The following is a 15011-nucleotide window of genomic DNA, read 5'->3' on the forward strand; positions in this document are numbered from 1 at the left end:
GTCACACGGTCAGTGCGGCAGCTCGGCCACGACCAGCCCGGCCCGCGCCTTCGGGGTGAACCACGTGCTCTTGCGCGGCATCTTCTCCCGGGCCAGGTTCACCGCGACGAAGTCGTCGACCGTCACCGGCGCGACGAGCACCGCCAGCTCGGCCCGGCCGGCGTCGACCTCACCGACGAGCCAGCTCGCCGGATAGTCGCCGCCCACGTACGTGATCCGCTTGTCGCCCGGGTCGAGGCCCAGCGCGTCCCGCAGCAGCAGGCGTTCGACGAGCGCGTGGTCGAGGTTCTCCAGCCGGCCGGCGCCCACGTGCGGCAGCGTCACCGCGTACCCCCGGCCGCCGAGGTGGAGGTGCACGACGCCGCCGGTGGCCGGGACGTCGACCGGCCCGTCCACCGGGGTGATCTCCGCGCCGGCCGCGCGCAGCCGGTCGAGCAGCTCCTCCGGCGTGGTGGTCAGCTCGCTGACCAGCCGGTTGTAGGGCTGGATGGCGACCGACGCGGGTGTGGTGACCACCGCGAGGAAGCGCGGGAACCCGCCGGTCTGCGCGGCCAGGCTGCGGTGGTTGCCGTCCGCGACCACCAGCTCCCCGCCGCCTGCGAGTGCGGTCAGCCCGTCCTGCGCCGCGCCCGGGCCCAGCAGCCAGATCGCGTGCGTCCGGCCGGACTGGTCGACGTCGGTCGCGGCGGGCGCGCCGGCCGCGTCGGTCGCCGCAGCGAGCGCGGCGTGCAGCTCGTCGCCCTTGCCGGTCTGGAGCAGGAGTACGGGCGAGAGCAGGTGACCGAGCGCCTCGGCCAGGGCGACGCGCTCGCGTACCTTGGCGATGAACACGTCCTCGTTACGGATCACCAGGCCCGGCTCGTCGGCGCGGGTGGAGATCTGGTCGGTGTCGACCATGGCCCACAGCCCGTACGCGCTCTCCTCGCCCGGCGCGCTGATCCGGTAGAGCACCACCACCTGCTCGGCCGGCGTGTAGCTGCCGTCCGCCTTCGCCTCGGCCAGGCGCGCCACCGCGTCGGGCAGTGCGTCGAGGAAGGACTTCCCGAGGCTGCCGGGCGCCCGGTGGGGCATCTCGATGCCCAGTGCGCTGTGCGGATTCGCCTCGACGATGGAGGTGATCTCCGCGTCGTCGGCGAACTCGTCGTAGTTCTGCGCGCCGGTGCCGCCAGTGGTGATCCAGGCCCGGGTGATCGGATGCACGACCGTCATGCCCGCTGACGCTACCCGGGCCCCGATCCGCGCCGCCGCCGGACTCACCCGCTTACCACCAGATGAAAGGGCCCCTTGTTAACGCCTCCGGTAGAGGAAGGGCCCCTTCTTAACACCGGGGGGCGGGCGGCTCAGGCGGTGGAGTTGCGGTGCCGGCCCGGAGCCGGGCGGCGCGCCGGCGGAGCGGGGCGGGGCCCGGCGTTGAGGCGTACCGTCGTCGTACCGACGGCGGAGCCGGGCCGCGACGGTCCGCGGCCCGGCCGGCCGGACTCGCCCGGCGGCGTCATCCGCGAGGTAGCCACCACCCGGGCCACGCCGACCACGATCGGCGGGGCCAGTAGGTCGGCCACCTCAGCCGGACCGGCCGGCCAGTCGCTCTCGATCACCGACCAGTACGTCGCACCGGAGTCCTCGGTCGCCTGCTGCGGCGCGTCGTCGGACATACGGCGGTGCTTGGCCATGGGAACGCCTCCAGGAGCTGCCGTGCTGCGACCCCGCGGGCCGTCGGCTGGGACACCCGGTGAAACGAGCCCCGCACCGGCCCGGTGACGGGCGGTGCGGGGCTCGCCGCCGCGAGGGCTCGGGTGTTAAGAAGGGGCCCTTCCTCTACCGGAGGTGTTAAGAAGGGGCCCTTCCTTACCCCTCAGTCGAAGATGGGATCCTGCTCGCGGGTGCGCTTCAGCTCGTAGAAGCCGGGGGTGCCGGCGACGAGCAGCACGCCGTCCCAGAGGCGGCCGGCCGCCTCGCCCTTCGGTGCCGGGGTGATCACCGGGCCGAAGAAGGCGACCTGCCGGCCGTCCGGACCCGGCGCGTGGACCACCGGGGTGCCCACGTCGGTGCCGACCGGGCGCATGCCCGCCTCGTGGCTGGCCCGCAACGCCTCGTCGTACTGGGTGGACTCGGCCGCGTCGGCGAGCGCCGGGTCCAGGCCCACCTCGGTCAGCGCGCCCACCAGCATGTCCCGGCCCAGGCCCTCCTTGCCGAGGTGGATCCGGGTGCCCATCGCGGTGTAGAGCTTCGCCAGCGCCTCGGCGCCGTGCGCCTGCTCGACGGCGATGCACACCCGCACCGGGCCCCAGCCGTCGCGCATCAGGTCCCGGTAGTCCTCCGGCAGTTCCCGGCCGTCGTTGAGTACGGACAGGCTCATCACGTGGAACCGGATGTCGACGTCCCGGACCTGCTCGACCTCCAGCAGCCAACGGGAGGTGATCCACGCCCACGGGCACAGCGGGTCGAACCACATGTCCGCGGTGACACGTTCGGTCACGGTGTTTTCCCTTCACGACATCGTCGCGCCGGGGACCCGGCGCGGTCACCTCCGATCCTCACCCCGTACCCCGGCGCCCGGTACCGGAATGAGAGCGTGACCTCGACCACCGGGAGCGGTCGGTGCATGGAAGACTCGGTTCTCGACGGCCCGTCACGAGCGGCCGGGCAGAACCGGCGCCGTGGGGCGCGGCGAGACGAGTGGGATGGAGACGAACAGTGCCGGGAGTGCGAAACCTGACCCAGGTCGAGGCGACCGAGCGGGCCCGCCTGCTCGAGGTAACCGGGTACGACATCAGCCTTGACCTGTCGACCGCGGTGCAGCCCACCGGTCGCACGTTCCGCTCGGTGACCGAGGTCCGGTTCCGCTGCGCCGAGCCGGGGGCGACCACGTTCATCGAGACAGCCGCCGAATCGGTGCGGTCGGCCACGCTCAACGGCGAGCCGGTGGACCTGTCCGGCTGGTCCGCCGAGAAGGGACTGACGCTCAGCGGCCTGGCCGCCGAGAACGTGCTGGTGGTCGACGCGGACTTCGGCTACTCCAACAGCGGCCAGGGCCTGCACCGGACCGTCGACCCGGTGGACGGTGAGACCTACCTCTACAGCCAGTTCGAGACCGCCGACGCGCAGAAGGTCTACGCCTGCTTCGACCAGCCCGACCTGAAGAGCGTCTACACCTGGCACGCCACCGTCCCCGACCACTGGCGGGTCGTGTCGAACATGCCGGTGGCCCGCGAGGAGGCCACCGGTGAGGGCCTGAAGACCGTGCACTTCACCGTCTCGGAGCGGATGAGCACCTACATCACCGCGCTCTGCGCCGGGCCGTACCACGAGGTGCGCCACACCTACGACGGCATCGACATGGGCTACTTCTGCCGGGCCAGCATGGCCCCGCACATGGACGCCGACGACCTGCACCTGATCACCACGCAGGGCTTCGACTTCTTCCACGAGAAGTTCGGCGTGCGCTACCCGCTGCCCAAGTACGACCAGCTCTGGGTGCCGGACTTCAACGCCGGCGCGATGGAGAACTTCGGCTGCGTCACGCACGCCGAGTCGCACTACATCTTCCGCTCGCAGGTCACCGACTTCGAGTACGAGCAGCGCGCCAACACGATCCTGCACGAGCTGGCGCACATGTGGTTCGGTGACCTCGTCACCATGCGCTGGTGGAACGACCTGTGGCTCAACGAGTCGTTCGCCGAGTGGGCCAGCCACTGGTGCAACACGCACGCCACCCGCTTCACCGACGCCTGGACCACGTTCCTGTCGATCCGCAAGAACTGGGGTTACCGGCAGGACCAGCTCTCCTCCACCCACCCGGTCTACTGCGAGATGCCGGACCTGGAGGCCGTCGAGGTCAACTTCGACGGCATCACGTACGCCAAGGGCGCGAGCGTGCTCAAGCAGCTCGTCGCGTACGTGGGCGAGGGGCCGTTCCTGGCCGGCCTGCGCGCCTACTTCGGCAAGTACGCCTGGGGCAACGCCACCTTCGACGACCTGCTGTCCGAGCTGGAGACGGCCTCCGGCCGGGAGCTGCGCAAGTTCGCCGCCCAGTGGCTGGAGACCGCGCAGGTCAACACGTTGCGCCCGGAGGTGACCATCGGCGCCGACGGCACGTACGAGCGGGTGGTGGTCCGGCAGGAGGCGCCGTCGGCCTACCCGACGCTGCGTACCCACCGCATCGGCGTCGGCCTGTACGACCTCAGCGACGGCCGGCTGGTGCGCCGCGAGCTGATCGAGACGGACGTGACCGGCGAGCTGACCGAGCTGTCCGAGCTGCACGGCAGGCAGGCCGCCGACGTGCTGCTGCTCAACGACGAGGACCTCACGTACGCCAAGCTGCGGCTCGACGGGCGGTCGATGGCCACTGTGGTGCAGCACATCGCCGGCTTCGACTCGTCGCTGGCGCGGGCGCTGTGCTGGACCGCCGCCTGGGACATGACCCGCGACGCCGAGCTGTCGGCCCGCGACTACGTGGCGCTGGTGCTGGCCGGGCTGACCGCCGAGACCGACATCAACCTGGTCACGGCGACGCTGCGGCAGGCGAAGACGGCGCTCACCTTCTACGCCGACCCGGCGTGGGCGCCGACCGGCTGGGCCGACCTGTCCCGTACCGCGCGGACGGCGCTCGCGGCGGCCGAGCCGGGCAGCGGCTTCCAGCTCGCCTGGGCCCGGGCGTACGCCTCGTCGGCCCGCTCCGGCGAGGACCTGGCCACGCTGCGCGGCTGGCTGGACGGCAACGGGGTGCCGGAGGGGCTGACCGTCGACACGGAGCTGCGCTGGACGGTACTCCAGTCGCTGGTCGCCAACGGCGCTGCGGGTGCCGACGAGGTGGACGCGGAGCTGGCCGGCGACCGTACCGCCAGCGGCGAGCGGGAGGCCGCGTACGCGCACGCGCTCGTGCCGACCGTCGAGAACAAGGCCGCGGTGTGGGCGCTGCTCACCGGCCCGGACGCGCTGCCCAACTGGCGTAACCGGGCGCTGTTGCAGGGCTTCACCCACGCGGCGCAGGTCGAGCTGACCGCGCCCTACCGGGAGCGGTACTTCGCCACGGTGGACCAGGTGTGGGCGCAGCGCGACAGCGAGCCGGCGCAGGAGTTCGTGCAGCTCGCCTACCCGGCGTACCTGGTCGAGGAGGACACCGTCGCGGCCACCGACGCGTGGCTGGCCCGGGACGGCCGGCCGGCGTCGCTGCGGCGGCTGGTGGCCGAGGGCCGCGACGGCGTGGTCCGTGCGCTGAAGGCCCGGGAGCGGGACGCGCGCAGCGCCTGAACAGGGGTACGGCGGCCGAGGGCCGGCGCGGGTGGCAGCCCGCGCCGGCCCTCGGCCGTTATCGTGTGCGGAGGAGGTGGACGTGATGGCACAGCCGGTCTACGAGTGGCGGCCACCCGAGCGCGACTGGCGAGAGCAGGACCTGTACGACCTGCCCGAGGACGGTAACCGCTACGAAATCATCGACGGGAGCCTGCATGTGACGCCACCTCCGGGGTTCGCTCACCAGGAGTTGGCGGACGATCTGCGCATGGCCCTCCGCCTCGCCGCGCCTCCCGGGTGGCGGGTCATCCGGGAAGCCGGCCTGCGCGCACCTGGCAGTAATCTCATTCCAGACATCAGCGTGGTCAAGCCGGACGCCCCCCGCGACGGCCTGTGGCTGCACGCGGCGGACGTGGCGCTGGTGGTGGAGGTGGAGTCGCCGAGCAGCCGGCGGCACGACCGCTTCACCAAGCCATCCGTCTACGCCGAGGCCGGCATCCCGCACTACTGGCGGGTGGAGCGGAGCGAATTCGGGCCGGTGGTCCACCGATACCAGCTGACCAAGGGCGTGCACTACGAATCGCTCGGCACGGTCGGGCCGGATGACCCCGTCCAGCTCGACGAGCCGTGGCCGATGCGCCTGGATCCCTCCGCCTGGCCCCGCTGAGACGACGAGAAAGCCCGGCCCGCGTGAGCGCGGACCGGGCTTCGTCGTGTGTGCGGGCGGATCAGCCCTTGCCGGCGTGGCTGGCGAGCTGGTCGAGGCCCTGGATGATGCCGCCGGCCAGGTCGCCGCCGCCGAAGGAGGCCACCATGGAGAGCGCGGCCAGCTTGGCGTAGGTGTCCGGGATGCGCTTGCGCGCGTACTTGCCGGTGACGATCTCCAGCTGCCGCTGGTTGGGCGACACCGCGATCAGCACCGAGCGGTCCGGCTCGGCGAGCTGGCGGTGCAGCCGCTCGGCGTGTTCCCGGACCGGCTCGTCGAGGCCGCCGACGTAGACCGAGAAGACCAGACCGGTGCCCTGGTCGGCGAGGCGCAGCGCCTCGTCGATGCGGAGCAGCTGGCGGGTCGAGAACGGTCCGTCCAGCACGTCGGGCGGGGTGCCCGTCCCCGTCGTGGGCCGCGCTTCACCAACGGTCACTTGCGCCTCCGGTTCCACCGGCCGGCGCCTCCCGGCCGGCCTGCTCCTGCTTGCGGCTGGTCAACGCCGGCGCCTGTGCCCCGGCGGCCAGCGCCGTGCCGGCCGAGTCGGCCAGTTGCTCCGGGCGGCCCAGGAACCAGACCGGAGTGAAGTCGAAGGGCCGGCCCGGCCGGTAGCGCTTGGCGCCGCCACCGTTGCCGCGGCTGCCGACGGCCGCCAGGGCGGCGATCAGCAGCACCGCGGCGGCCGGGATGCCGACGAAGACCACCAACGTCTCGGTAACAGACAATCCCAACGCCCCCAGGCGGAAAGAGAGACCAGGAATGGTGCGGGTCGGGTGGGCCGGTCAGGACCAGTCGCGCCCCACCTCTGTGATGTTCACGTTAGCGGAGTCGGCGGCCCGCCAGATTGCGGGGTGCTGATCCCATCCGTCACTGGCGTGCTCCAGTTGCGCGGCAGTGGCGAGCAGTGTCGCGTCGTCGCCGTACCGGCCGGTGAGCAGCACTCCGACCGGAAGCCCGTCGGCGGTCCGTCCGACCGGCAACGAAACGGACGGGTCGCCCGTGACGTTGAAGACCGCGCAGTACGGCGAGAAGCGCCGCTGCCCGTCGAAGTCCTCGGCCGGTTCGAGGGCGGCGAATGCGCCCACCGGCGCCTGCGGGCTCGCGAGCGTCGGGCAGAGCAGCAGGTCACAACCGGCGGTACGGCGTACGCCACGGCGTACCTGCGCCTGGAGTTCGCCGAGCGCGGCCGTCAGCCGGGCCGCGCCGAGCGCCTCGCCGCGCTCGCGCAGGAACCGGGTCAGCGGCAGCAGGTCGCCGTCCCGCCCGGCCGGGATCGGGGTGACCGCCAGCGCGTACCAGACGGTCTCGAACAGCGGCCACGCCTCGGGGCCGAGCGGCGTGGGGACGTCGACCACCTCGTGGCCGGCGTCGGTGAGCAGCGCGGCGGCCCGGTCGACGGCGGCGACGCAGTCGGGGTGGACCGGTTCGTCGGCGAGCATCGGCGTGGTGAAGCGGCCGACGCGCAGCCGGCCGGGGCCGGTGACGCGGGCGGTGCGGGTGACGCCGAGGTACCCGCCGGTGGGTGCGGCCGGCGGCAGGTACGGCTCGCCGGGCACCGGGCGGGCGAGTACGTCGAGCAGCGCGGCCACGTCGGCGACGGTACGGCCGATCGGCCCGTTCACCGGTAGCCCGAAGCCGCCGAAGCCGAGCGGCCCGCCGGAGACCATGCCCCGGCTCGGTTTGTAGCCGACCAGGCCGCAGAGTGCGGCCGGGATGCGCAGTGAGCCGCCGCCGTCGGAGCCCTGCGCGACCGGCACGAGTCCGGCGGCGACCGCTGCCGCCGCGCCGCCGCTGGACCCGCCGGCGGTGTACGCGAGGTTCCACGGGTTCCGGGCCGGCGGCGCCACCAGCCCTTCGGAGTAGAGCGAGCAGCCGAGTTCGGAGGTGGTGGTCTTGCCGAGGCTGACCAGGCCGGCGTCGGCCAGGAGGCGGACCACGTCGGCGTCCACCGGCGGGACGAAGTCGGCGAAGGCGGCGGAGCCGAAGGTGGTGCGGACGCCGGCGGTGAGCGTGAGGTCCTTGATCGCGGTCGGCACCCCGTGCAGCGGACCGCGTTCCTCCGCGGCGAGTGCGTCGGCGGCTCGGGCGGCGCTTCGGGCCCGGTCGGCGGTGACGGTGACGAACGCGCCGACGGTGTCGCCGAGCGCGTCGACCCGGCGCAGGTGGTGCTCGACCAGTTCCAGGCTGGACAGCTCGCCCCGGCGGATGGCGGCGGCCTGTTCCAGCGCGGTCAGGTCGTGCGGCTCGGCCATGCCGTCCATCCTGCCGGTCCGGCGGCCGGGAGGCCGGGCGACACGTCCGCGAGGGAGGCCGGGGTCCGTGTCCGGGTGACCCGGCCGGCGGCAGCCGGTCCATATCCGGGTGGCATGACCGGTTCGGGATGGTCCGCCGGGCGGGCGGGGCGCGCAGGATGAGCAGATCGATGCAAGTCGATTTGAGGCAGCCCCCACCACCCCGAGGAGCCCGCCGTGCACCACGCACCCGGCACACCGGCCCGCCCGCCCCGGCTTCCGCGCGTCCTGCGTCCCCTGCTCGCCCTCGCCCTGACCGCCGCCGGCCTCGCCGCCCTGCCGGTGACCCCGGCCGGGGCCGGCGACGGCGGGCCGGCGGCGCTGGCCGCGAACCCCTACGAACGCGGTCCCGCGCCCACCACCGCCTCCATCGAGGCCACCCGCGGCCCGTTCGCGATCGCCCAGACCACCGTCCCCGCGTCAAGCGTCAGCGGCTTCCGCGGCGGCACGATCTACTACCCGACCAGCACCGCCGAGGGCACGTTCGGCGCGGTCGCCGTCGCCCCCGGCTTCACCGCCCGCCAGTCGGCAGTCTCCTGGCTCGGGCCCCGGCTGGCCTCGCAGGGCTTCGTGGTCGTCACCATCGACACCCTCTCCGTCTACGACCAGCCGGCCAGCCGCGGCACCCAGCTCCTGGCCGCCCTGGACTACCTGACCAACAGCAGCGCGGTACGTACCCGGATCGACCGCAACCGCCTCGCCGTGATGGGGCACTCGATGGGCGGCGGCGGCAGCCTGTCGGCGGCGAACGCCCGGCCCGCGCTCCAGGCGGCGATCCCGCTGACCGGCTGGCACACCACGAAGAACTGGTCGTCGGTCCGCGTGCCGACGCTCGTCATCGGCGCCGAGAACGACTCGGTGGCGCCGGTGTCGTCGCACTCGGAGCCGTTCTACACCAGCCTGCCGGCCACGCTCGACAAGGCGTACCTGGAGTTGAACGCGGCCGGCCACTCGGCGCCGACCGCGCCGAACGTGACGGTCGCGAAATACAGCATCTCCTGGCTCAAGCGGTTCGTCGACGACGACACCCGCTACGAGCAGTTCCTCTGCCCCGCGCCCCGGGGCACCGCGATCGAGGAGTACCGGGACACCTGCCCGCACTCCTGAGCCGATCCGGGTGCGGCTGCCGACGGCAGCCGCACCCGGAGTTCGTCAGCGGCCGAGGAACCGCAGCGCGTTGCCGCCGAGCAGCGCGTCCCGCTGTACGTCGGTGAGGAAGTCCGCCCGGTGCACCACCTGGCCGACCGGCCGCTCCCCCAGCGGGTACGGGTAGTCGCTGCCGAGCAGCACCCGCTCGGCGCCCATGGTGTCCACCAGCAGCCGCAGCGCCGCCGGCTCGAAGACCACCGAGTCGACGTGGAACCGGTCGACGTAGGAGCTGGGCGGCGCGCTGGACGCGCCGCGTACCAGGTCGCCGCGGCGGTGCCAGGCGTTGTCGGCGCGGCCCAGCCAGAACGGGAAGCTGCCGCCGCCGTGCGCGAAGCAGATCCGCAGCGTGTCCGGCACCCGGTCGAACACCCCGCCGAGGATCAGCGCGAGCACCGACAGGTGGGTCTCGGCCGGCATCCCGGTCAGCCAGCGGGCCATCCACCGGTCCAGGCGGGGGCCGCCGGGCATGTCCCACGGATGCACGAACACCGGCGCGCCGACCTCGGCGCAGTGCGTCAGGAACTGCACGACGCCCTCGTCGTCCAGGTCCCGGTCACCGACGTGGTTGCCGATCTCCACGCCGGCGTGCCCGGCCGACAGGCAGCGGTCCAGCTCGGCGCAGGCCGCGTCCGGATCCTGCAACGGCACCTGGCAGAACGGCACCAGCCGGCCGCCGCCCGCAGCGGTGACCTCCAGCGCGAGGTCGTTGAAGATCCGGGCCACCTTGACCGCCTGGCCGGCCGGCCGGTCGTAGCTGAAGAACACCGGGGTGGGCGAGACGACCTGCACGTCCACGCCGTCGGCGTCCATGTCGGCCAGCCGCGCCGGCGCGTCCCAGCACCGCGCCCCGATCGGGCGGAACTCCGTCTCCCCCACCATGATCATGGCGGCGCGCTCGGAGTCCACCCGCAGCCAGGGCCAGCCGGACCCGCCGCACGCCGCGGCGAGGTCCGGCCACCCCTTCGGTACGACGTGCGTGTGCACGTCCACCACCGGCACGCGTCAGCCCTTGCCCGGGTGCAGCGCGCCGCAGTTGTCGCAGATACGGGCCTTCTCGTCGGCGTAGAACGCGGCGAAGACCGGGGGCAGGTCGGCGGCGATGTCGCGGACCTGCAACTCCACCTCGTGCACCCTGTGGTGGCACTCGCCGCAGTACCACTGGAACTTCTCCAGCGTGCCCTCCTCGCGGACCCGCTCGATCACCATGCCGACCGAGCCGGCCTCGGGCCGCTGCGGCGAGTGCGGGGTGTTGCGCGGCAGCATCCACATCTGACCCTCGCGCACGTGCACCGTACGGGGACCCTCGGGCAGCATCAGGTTGATGTGCATGTTGCCCTTGACCTGGTAGAAGAACTCCTCGTACGGGTCGACGTGGAAGTCCGTGCGCTGGTTCGGGCCGCCCACCACCATGACGATGAAGTCGTCGCTGCCGGGCAGCATCTCCTTGTTGCCCACCGGAGGCTTGAGCAGGTGCTGGTTCTCGCCGATCCAGCCGGAGAAGCTGAACGGCTCGGCGATCTCACTCACGGGAACCTCCCGACGGAAGTAGGGCGACGGCCTGCATCTCGATCAGCAGATGCGGGTGCGGAAGCTGGTGCACGGCCACTGTGGTCCGGGTCGGCCCGGTGGCGTCGAAGAACTCCGCCCACACCTCGTTGTAGCCGCCGAAGTCGTTCATGTTGACCAGGTAACTGGTGACCTGCACCAGGTCGCCCAGGTCGGCGCCGACCGAGCGCAGCAGGTCGCGGATGTTCTCGACCACCGCCCGGGTCTGCTCCCGGATGTCCAGGTCGGTGGTGCCGAACTCGTCCACCGACACCCCGGCGAACGTGTTGTCCGGCCGGCGCGACGACGTACCGGAGACGAAGACGAACCCGCCGGCCACCTTGACGTGCGGGAACGCGCCCCGCGGCACGGCCTTCCCGGCCACCACCCGAGCCGTCGCCGAGCCGCTTTCCGTTCGCGACTGCGGGGCTCGCAAACCCGGCTCACTCCTCGCGCTCACCGGGCCGCTTTCCGTTCGCGACTGCGGGGCTCGCAAACCCGGCTCACTCCTCGCGCTCACGAGAGGGCCTTCAGGGAGGCGGAACCCAGCTTCTCCACCGTGGCGCGGACGTGGGCGCCGGGGCGCAGCGGCACCGCTGCGGTCGCCGCGCCGGCCAGGAACACCCAGCCCTTGCGCAGCCGGACGCCGTGCCGGCCCGCCAGCCGCAGCCCCTCGTCCAGCGCACGGCGCGGGTCGCCGAGGATGGCGGCGGTCGAGCCGACCTGCGCCACCCGCCCGTCGATCTCCAGCAGCACGCCGAGGTTGTCCAGCCCGTCCGGCACCGGCGACCACGGCCCGACCACGAACGCGGCGGCCGAGGTGTTGTCGGCGATCACGTCCGGCAGCGAGAAGGTGAAGTTCGCGTACCGGGAGTCGATCAGTTCGATCGCCGGGGCGACCGCGCGTACCGCCCGGGTGAACGAGCCGACCGGTTCGCCCGGGTCGGGCAGCCGGTCCAGCAGGAACGCCACCTCCGGCTCGACCCGGGGATGGATGAAGTCGCCGACGTCGACGGCCCCGCCGTCGGGTACCCGCATCACGTCGGTCAGCCGGCCCCAGATCACCTCGTCCACGCCGACCTGCGCCATCTTGGCCTTGCTGGTGAGCCCCATCTTGAGGCCGACCAGCCGCTCACCCCGGTCGAGGCGGCGCTTGACCAGCGCGGTCTGCACCGCGTACGCGGCGTCGACGTCGAGGCCGGTTTCGGCGGCGAGCTGCGGGATCGCGGTGGCGTCGTCGGCCGCCACGCCCAGCTTCTCTGCGATGCCCGCGATGTCCGGCCCGATCATGGGTTCTCCTTACTCGCCAGGTCCAGTGCCACGTCCACGATCATGTCCTCCTGGCCGCCGACCATCCGGCGACGGCCCAGCTCGACCAGGATCGAGCGGACGTCGACGCCGTACTTGGCCGAGGCCCGCTCGGCGTGGCGCAGGAAGCTGGAGTAGACGCCCGCGTACCCCAGGGAGAGCGTCTCCCGGTCGACCTGGACCGGCCGGTCCTGCAACGGGCGGACCAGGTCGTCGGCGGCGTCCATCAGCGCGAACACGTCGCAGCCGTGCTTCCAGCCGTGCAACTCGGCGACCGCGGCGAAGACCTCCAGCGGCGCGTTGCCCGCGCCGGCGCCCATGCCGGCCAGCGACGCGTCCACCCGGACGGTCCGCCCGGACGGCGAGCCGAGCGGGCCGTCGCCGAGGATCCGGCCGTGCTCGACCGCGAGCACGCTGTTCGCCACACCCAGCGACAGGTTGTGGTGCGCATGGATGCCGATCTGCGTCTCGGGTTCCAGCACCTGCCGGTACGCGTCGACGCGCTGCGCCACGTCCGACATCAGCAGCCGCCCGCCGGAGTCGGTGACGTAGACGCAGTGCGCGCCGTACGACTCCATCAGCTTGGCCTGCGCGGCCAGCCCGGCCGGATCGTTGAGGTGCGACATCATCAGGAACCCGGAGACGTCCATGTCGTTCTCCCGGGCCCAGGCGATGTGCTGGGCGGAGATGTCCGCCTCGGTGCAGTGCGTGGCGATCCGGACGCTGGTCACGCCGAGCGCCTTCGCCGCCTTCAGGTCGGCGATGGTGCCGATGCCCGGCAGCAGCAGCGTCGTCAGCCGCGCGGTGGTCAGCACCTCGGCGGCGGCGGCGATCCAGTCCGCGTCGGCGGCGGCACCGTGACCGTAGTTGACGCTGGAACCGGCCAGCCCGTCGCCGTGCGCCACCTCGACCGCCGCCACACCGGCCGCGTCGAGCGCGGCGGCGATGGTACGCACCTGGTCGACCGTGTAGCGGTGGGCGACGGCGTGCATGCCGTCACGCAGCGTCACGTCCTGGATGTAGAGGTCGGTCATCGCGCACTCACCTCCCGAAGCGCCACCAGCCGCTCCGCGGTGCGCAGCGCGGCCGACGTCATGATGTCCAGGTTTCCGGCGTACGCCGGCAGGTAGTGCCCGGCGCCGGAGACCTCCAGGAACACCGACACCTGGAGACCGGTGAAGTGCCGGCCCAGCACCGGCGCGTACGTGTCCACCCGGTCGAACTGCACGTCCTGCTTGAGCCGGTAGCCGGGCACGTACTCCTGCACGGCGGCCACCATGTCGGCCACCGAGGCGGCGATCGCGCCCCGGTCGGCGTCGGCGTCCGGGCACAGGCAGTAGACCGTGTCGCGCATCAGCAGCGGCGGGTCGGCCGGGTTCAGCACGATGATGGCCTTGCCGCGCTCGGCGCCGCCGACCACCTCGATGGCGCGGGCGGTGGTCTCGGTGAACTCGTCGATGTTGGCCCGGGTGCCCGGACCGGCCGACTTCGACGCGATCGAGGCGACGATCTCCCCGTACGCGACCGGTGTGACCCGGCCGACCGCGTGCACGATCGGCACGGTTGCCTGCCCGCCGCAGGTCACCATGTTGACGTTCGGCTCGCCCAGGTGCTCGTCGAGGTTCACCGGCGGCACCACGTACGGGCCGATCGCCGCCGGGGTGAGGTCGACGACGGTACGGCCGTGTGCCCGCAGCACCTCGTCGTGACGCTTGTGCGCGCCGGCTGAGGTGGCGTCGAAGACCAGCTGGACATCGGCGAACTCGGGCAGCGCGACCAGCCCGTCGACGCCCTCGGCGGTGGTGGTAACGCCGAGCCGGCGGGCCCGGGCCAGACCGTCCGAGGCCGGATCGATGCCGGCCATCGCCACCATCCGGAGTTCGGTGCCGAGCCGCAGCACCTTGATCATCAGGTCGGTGCCGATGTTGCCCGACCCGAGCACGGCCACACCCGTCGTCGTCATGAGTCCTCCCGGGAGAAGCAGGTACGCACCGAGCCGAGCCCGGAGATGCGGGCCTCGTACGCGGCGCCGGGCGTGACCGGCACCATCGGGCCGAGCGCGCCGGAGAGCACCACGTCACCGGCCTTGAGCGGGTCGCCCGACCGGGCCGTGGTCGCGGCCAGCCACTGCAACGCGTGCAGCGGATTACCGAGGCAGGCCGCGCCCGCGCCGACCGAGACCGGCTCACCGGCGTGCTCCAGCACCATGCCGCACAGCCGCAGGTCCACGTCGGCGAGCCGCCGGGGCGCGGTGCCGAGCACGAACAGCCCGCTGGAGGCGTTGTCCGCCACCGTGTCCACGATGGAGATGTCCCAGTCCGCGATCCGCGAGTCGACGATCTCGATGGCCGGCAGCACGTGGTCCACCGCCCGGATCAGGTCGACAGTGGTGACCCGCTCGTCCGGCAGGTCCGCGCCGAGCACGAAGGCGATCTCCGCCTCCACCCGCGGCTGGAGCAACCGGTCGATCGGCACCTCGACGCCGTCGCCGACGGCCATGTCGTCGAAGAGCACCCCGAAGTCGGGCTGGAAGACGCCGAAGCTCTCCTGGACGGTCCGCGACGTCAGGCCGATCTTCGCGCCGACGCGGCGGTGCCCCTTGCCCAGGCGCTGCCGGGTGTAGACCTGCTGCACCTGGTACGCGGCCTCGATGTCGCCCTCGGGCAGCAGCCGGCCGCGCAGCGGCGGGCAGGGCTTCCCGTCCTGCCGGGCCACTGCGAGTTCCCGGTTGGCGGCCTCGATGTCCACGGTCATGGCGGCTCCTCGCTTACGTCGCTGGG

General features: G+C 72.7%; 16 protein-coding genes. 3 read left to right on the plus strand and 13 right to left on the minus strand.

Features of this window, described 5'->3' with window-relative positions:
* Positions 1 to 9: 9 nt before the first annotated feature.
* The 3 genes from GA0070215_RS13835 to GA0070215_RS13845 form a co-directional block, all read right to left on the minus strand.
* Positions 10 to 1209 carry a DUF1015 family protein gene (locus tag GA0070215_RS13835; RefSeq protein WP_018786899.1) on the minus strand — a complete coding sequence of 400 codons (1200 nt, stop codon included), beginning with the start codon at positions 1207 to 1209 and terminating at the stop codon, positions 10 to 12.
* Positions 1210 to 1340: 131 nt separating this feature from the next.
* Positions 1341 to 1670, minus strand: coding sequence for a hypothetical protein (locus tag GA0070215_RS13840; RefSeq protein ID WP_018786901.1), 330 nt, complete (start codon positions 1668 to 1670; stop codon positions 1341 to 1343).
* A gap of 182 nt (positions 1671 to 1852) precedes the next feature.
* Positions 1853 to 2476, minus strand: a complete 624-nt coding sequence (locus GA0070215_RS13845; protein ID WP_091046064.1) for a mycothiol-dependent nitroreductase Rv2466c family protein — start codon at positions 2474 to 2476, stop codon at positions 1853 to 1855.
* Positions 2477 to 2703: 227 nt separating this feature from the next.
* On the opposite strand from GA0070215_RS13845, the gene pepN reads away from it, so the two are divergent.
* Both pepN and GA0070215_RS13855 read left to right on the plus strand, forming a co-directional pair.
* The gene (pepN, locus tag GA0070215_RS13850; protein ID WP_167361519.1) at positions 2704 to 5250 is read left to right on the plus strand and encodes an aminopeptidase N; all 2547 of its coding nucleotides are present in this window, start codon (positions 2704 to 2706) and stop codon (positions 5248 to 5250) included.
* Between the two features lie 85 nt (positions 5251 to 5335).
* Positions 5336 to 5899 carry a Uma2 family endonuclease gene (locus GA0070215_RS13855; protein WP_244166999.1) on the plus strand — a complete coding sequence of 188 codons (564 nt, stop codon included), beginning with the start codon at positions 5336 to 5338 and terminating at the stop codon, positions 5897 to 5899.
* A 61-nt stretch (positions 5900 to 5960) separates the two neighbouring features.
* Here the strand turns inward: GA0070215_RS13855 and GA0070215_RS13860 are convergent, their stop codons facing one another.
* Genes GA0070215_RS13860 through GA0070215_RS13870 form a run of 3 tightly spaced genes read right to left on the minus strand, consistent with a single transcriptional unit; the run spans position 5961 to position 8190 of the window.
* Positions 5961 to 6374, minus strand: a complete 414-nt coding sequence (locus GA0070215_RS13860; RefSeq protein WP_026268243.1) for a DUF5130 family protein — start codon at positions 6372 to 6374, stop codon at positions 5961 to 5963.
* Entirely contained in the window at positions 6361 to 6663 is a 303-nt protein-coding gene (gene ctaJ, locus GA0070215_RS13865; protein ID WP_013475475.1) for an aa3-type cytochrome oxidase subunit CtaJ, read from the minus strand. Before ctaJ ends, GA0070215_RS13860 begins: the two co-directional genes overlap by 14 nt.
* A 57-nt stretch (positions 6664 to 6720) precedes the next feature.
* Positions 6721 to 8190, minus strand: coding sequence for an amidase (locus tag GA0070215_RS13870; RefSeq protein ID WP_091046316.1), 1470 nt, complete (start codon positions 8188 to 8190; stop codon positions 6721 to 6723).
* Between the two features lie 216 nt (positions 8191 to 8406).
* Here GA0070215_RS13870 and GA0070215_RS13875 point away from each other — a divergent pair, with 216 nt between their 5' ends.
* Positions 8407 to 9336, plus strand: coding sequence for a poly(ethylene terephthalate) hydrolase family protein (locus GA0070215_RS13875; RefSeq protein ID WP_091046074.1), 930 nt, complete (start codon positions 8407 to 8409; stop codon positions 9334 to 9336).
* Positions 9337 to 9381: 45 nt separating this feature from the next.
* On the opposite strand, the gene GA0070215_RS13880 is transcribed toward GA0070215_RS13875, so the two are convergent.
* The 7 genes from GA0070215_RS13880 to GA0070215_RS13910 all read right to left on the minus strand — a co-directional run bounded on the left by GA0070215_RS13880 (position 9382) and on the right by GA0070215_RS13910 (position 14985).
* Positions 9382 to 10377 (minus strand): amidohydrolase family protein, encoded by a 996-nt coding sequence (locus tag GA0070215_RS13880; RefSeq protein ID WP_018786909.1) that lies wholly within the window; start codon positions 10375 to 10377, stop codon positions 9382 to 9384.
* Between the two features lie 3 nt (positions 10378 to 10380).
* Positions 10381 to 10905 carry a 3-hydroxyanthranilate 3,4-dioxygenase gene (locus GA0070215_RS13885; protein WP_091046079.1) on the minus strand — a complete coding sequence of 175 codons (525 nt, stop codon included), beginning with the start codon at positions 10903 to 10905 and terminating at the stop codon, positions 10381 to 10383.
* Positions 10898 to 11359, minus strand: coding sequence for a RidA family protein (locus GA0070215_RS13890; protein ID WP_091046083.1), 462 nt, complete (start codon positions 11357 to 11359; stop codon positions 10898 to 10900). The genes GA0070215_RS13885 and GA0070215_RS13890 overlap by 8 nt, the downstream gene beginning before the upstream one ends.
* An 80-nt stretch (positions 11360 to 11439) precedes the next feature.
* The gene (locus GA0070215_RS13895; protein ID WP_091046088.1) at positions 11440 to 12213 is read right to left on the minus strand and encodes a 2-keto-4-pentenoate hydratase; all 774 of its coding nucleotides are present in this window, start codon (positions 12211 to 12213) and stop codon (positions 11440 to 11442) included.
* Positions 12210 to 13265 (minus strand): 4-hydroxy-2-oxovalerate aldolase, encoded by a 1056-nt coding sequence (gene dmpG / locus GA0070215_RS13900; protein ID WP_018786913.1) that lies wholly within the window; start codon positions 13263 to 13265, stop codon positions 12210 to 12212. Before dmpG ends, GA0070215_RS13895 begins: the two co-directional genes overlap by 4 nt.
* Positions 13262 to 14194 carry an acetaldehyde dehydrogenase (acetylating) gene (locus GA0070215_RS13905; protein ID WP_091046091.1) on the minus strand — a complete coding sequence of 311 codons (933 nt, stop codon included), beginning with the start codon at positions 14192 to 14194 and terminating at the stop codon, positions 13262 to 13264. The genes dmpG and GA0070215_RS13905 overlap by 4 nt, the downstream gene beginning before the upstream one ends.
* The gene (locus tag GA0070215_RS13910; protein ID WP_091046095.1) at positions 14191 to 14985 is read right to left on the minus strand and encodes a 2-keto-4-pentenoate hydratase; all 795 of its coding nucleotides are present in this window, start codon (positions 14983 to 14985) and stop codon (positions 14191 to 14193) included. Before GA0070215_RS13910 ends, GA0070215_RS13905 begins: the two co-directional genes overlap by 4 nt.
* Positions 14986 to 15011: the final 26 nt, after the last annotated feature.

It is taken from the genome of Micromonospora marina (assembly GCF_900091565.1).
Classification (GTDB): Bacteria; Actinomycetota; Actinomycetes; order Mycobacteriales; family Micromonosporaceae; genus Micromonospora; species Micromonospora marina.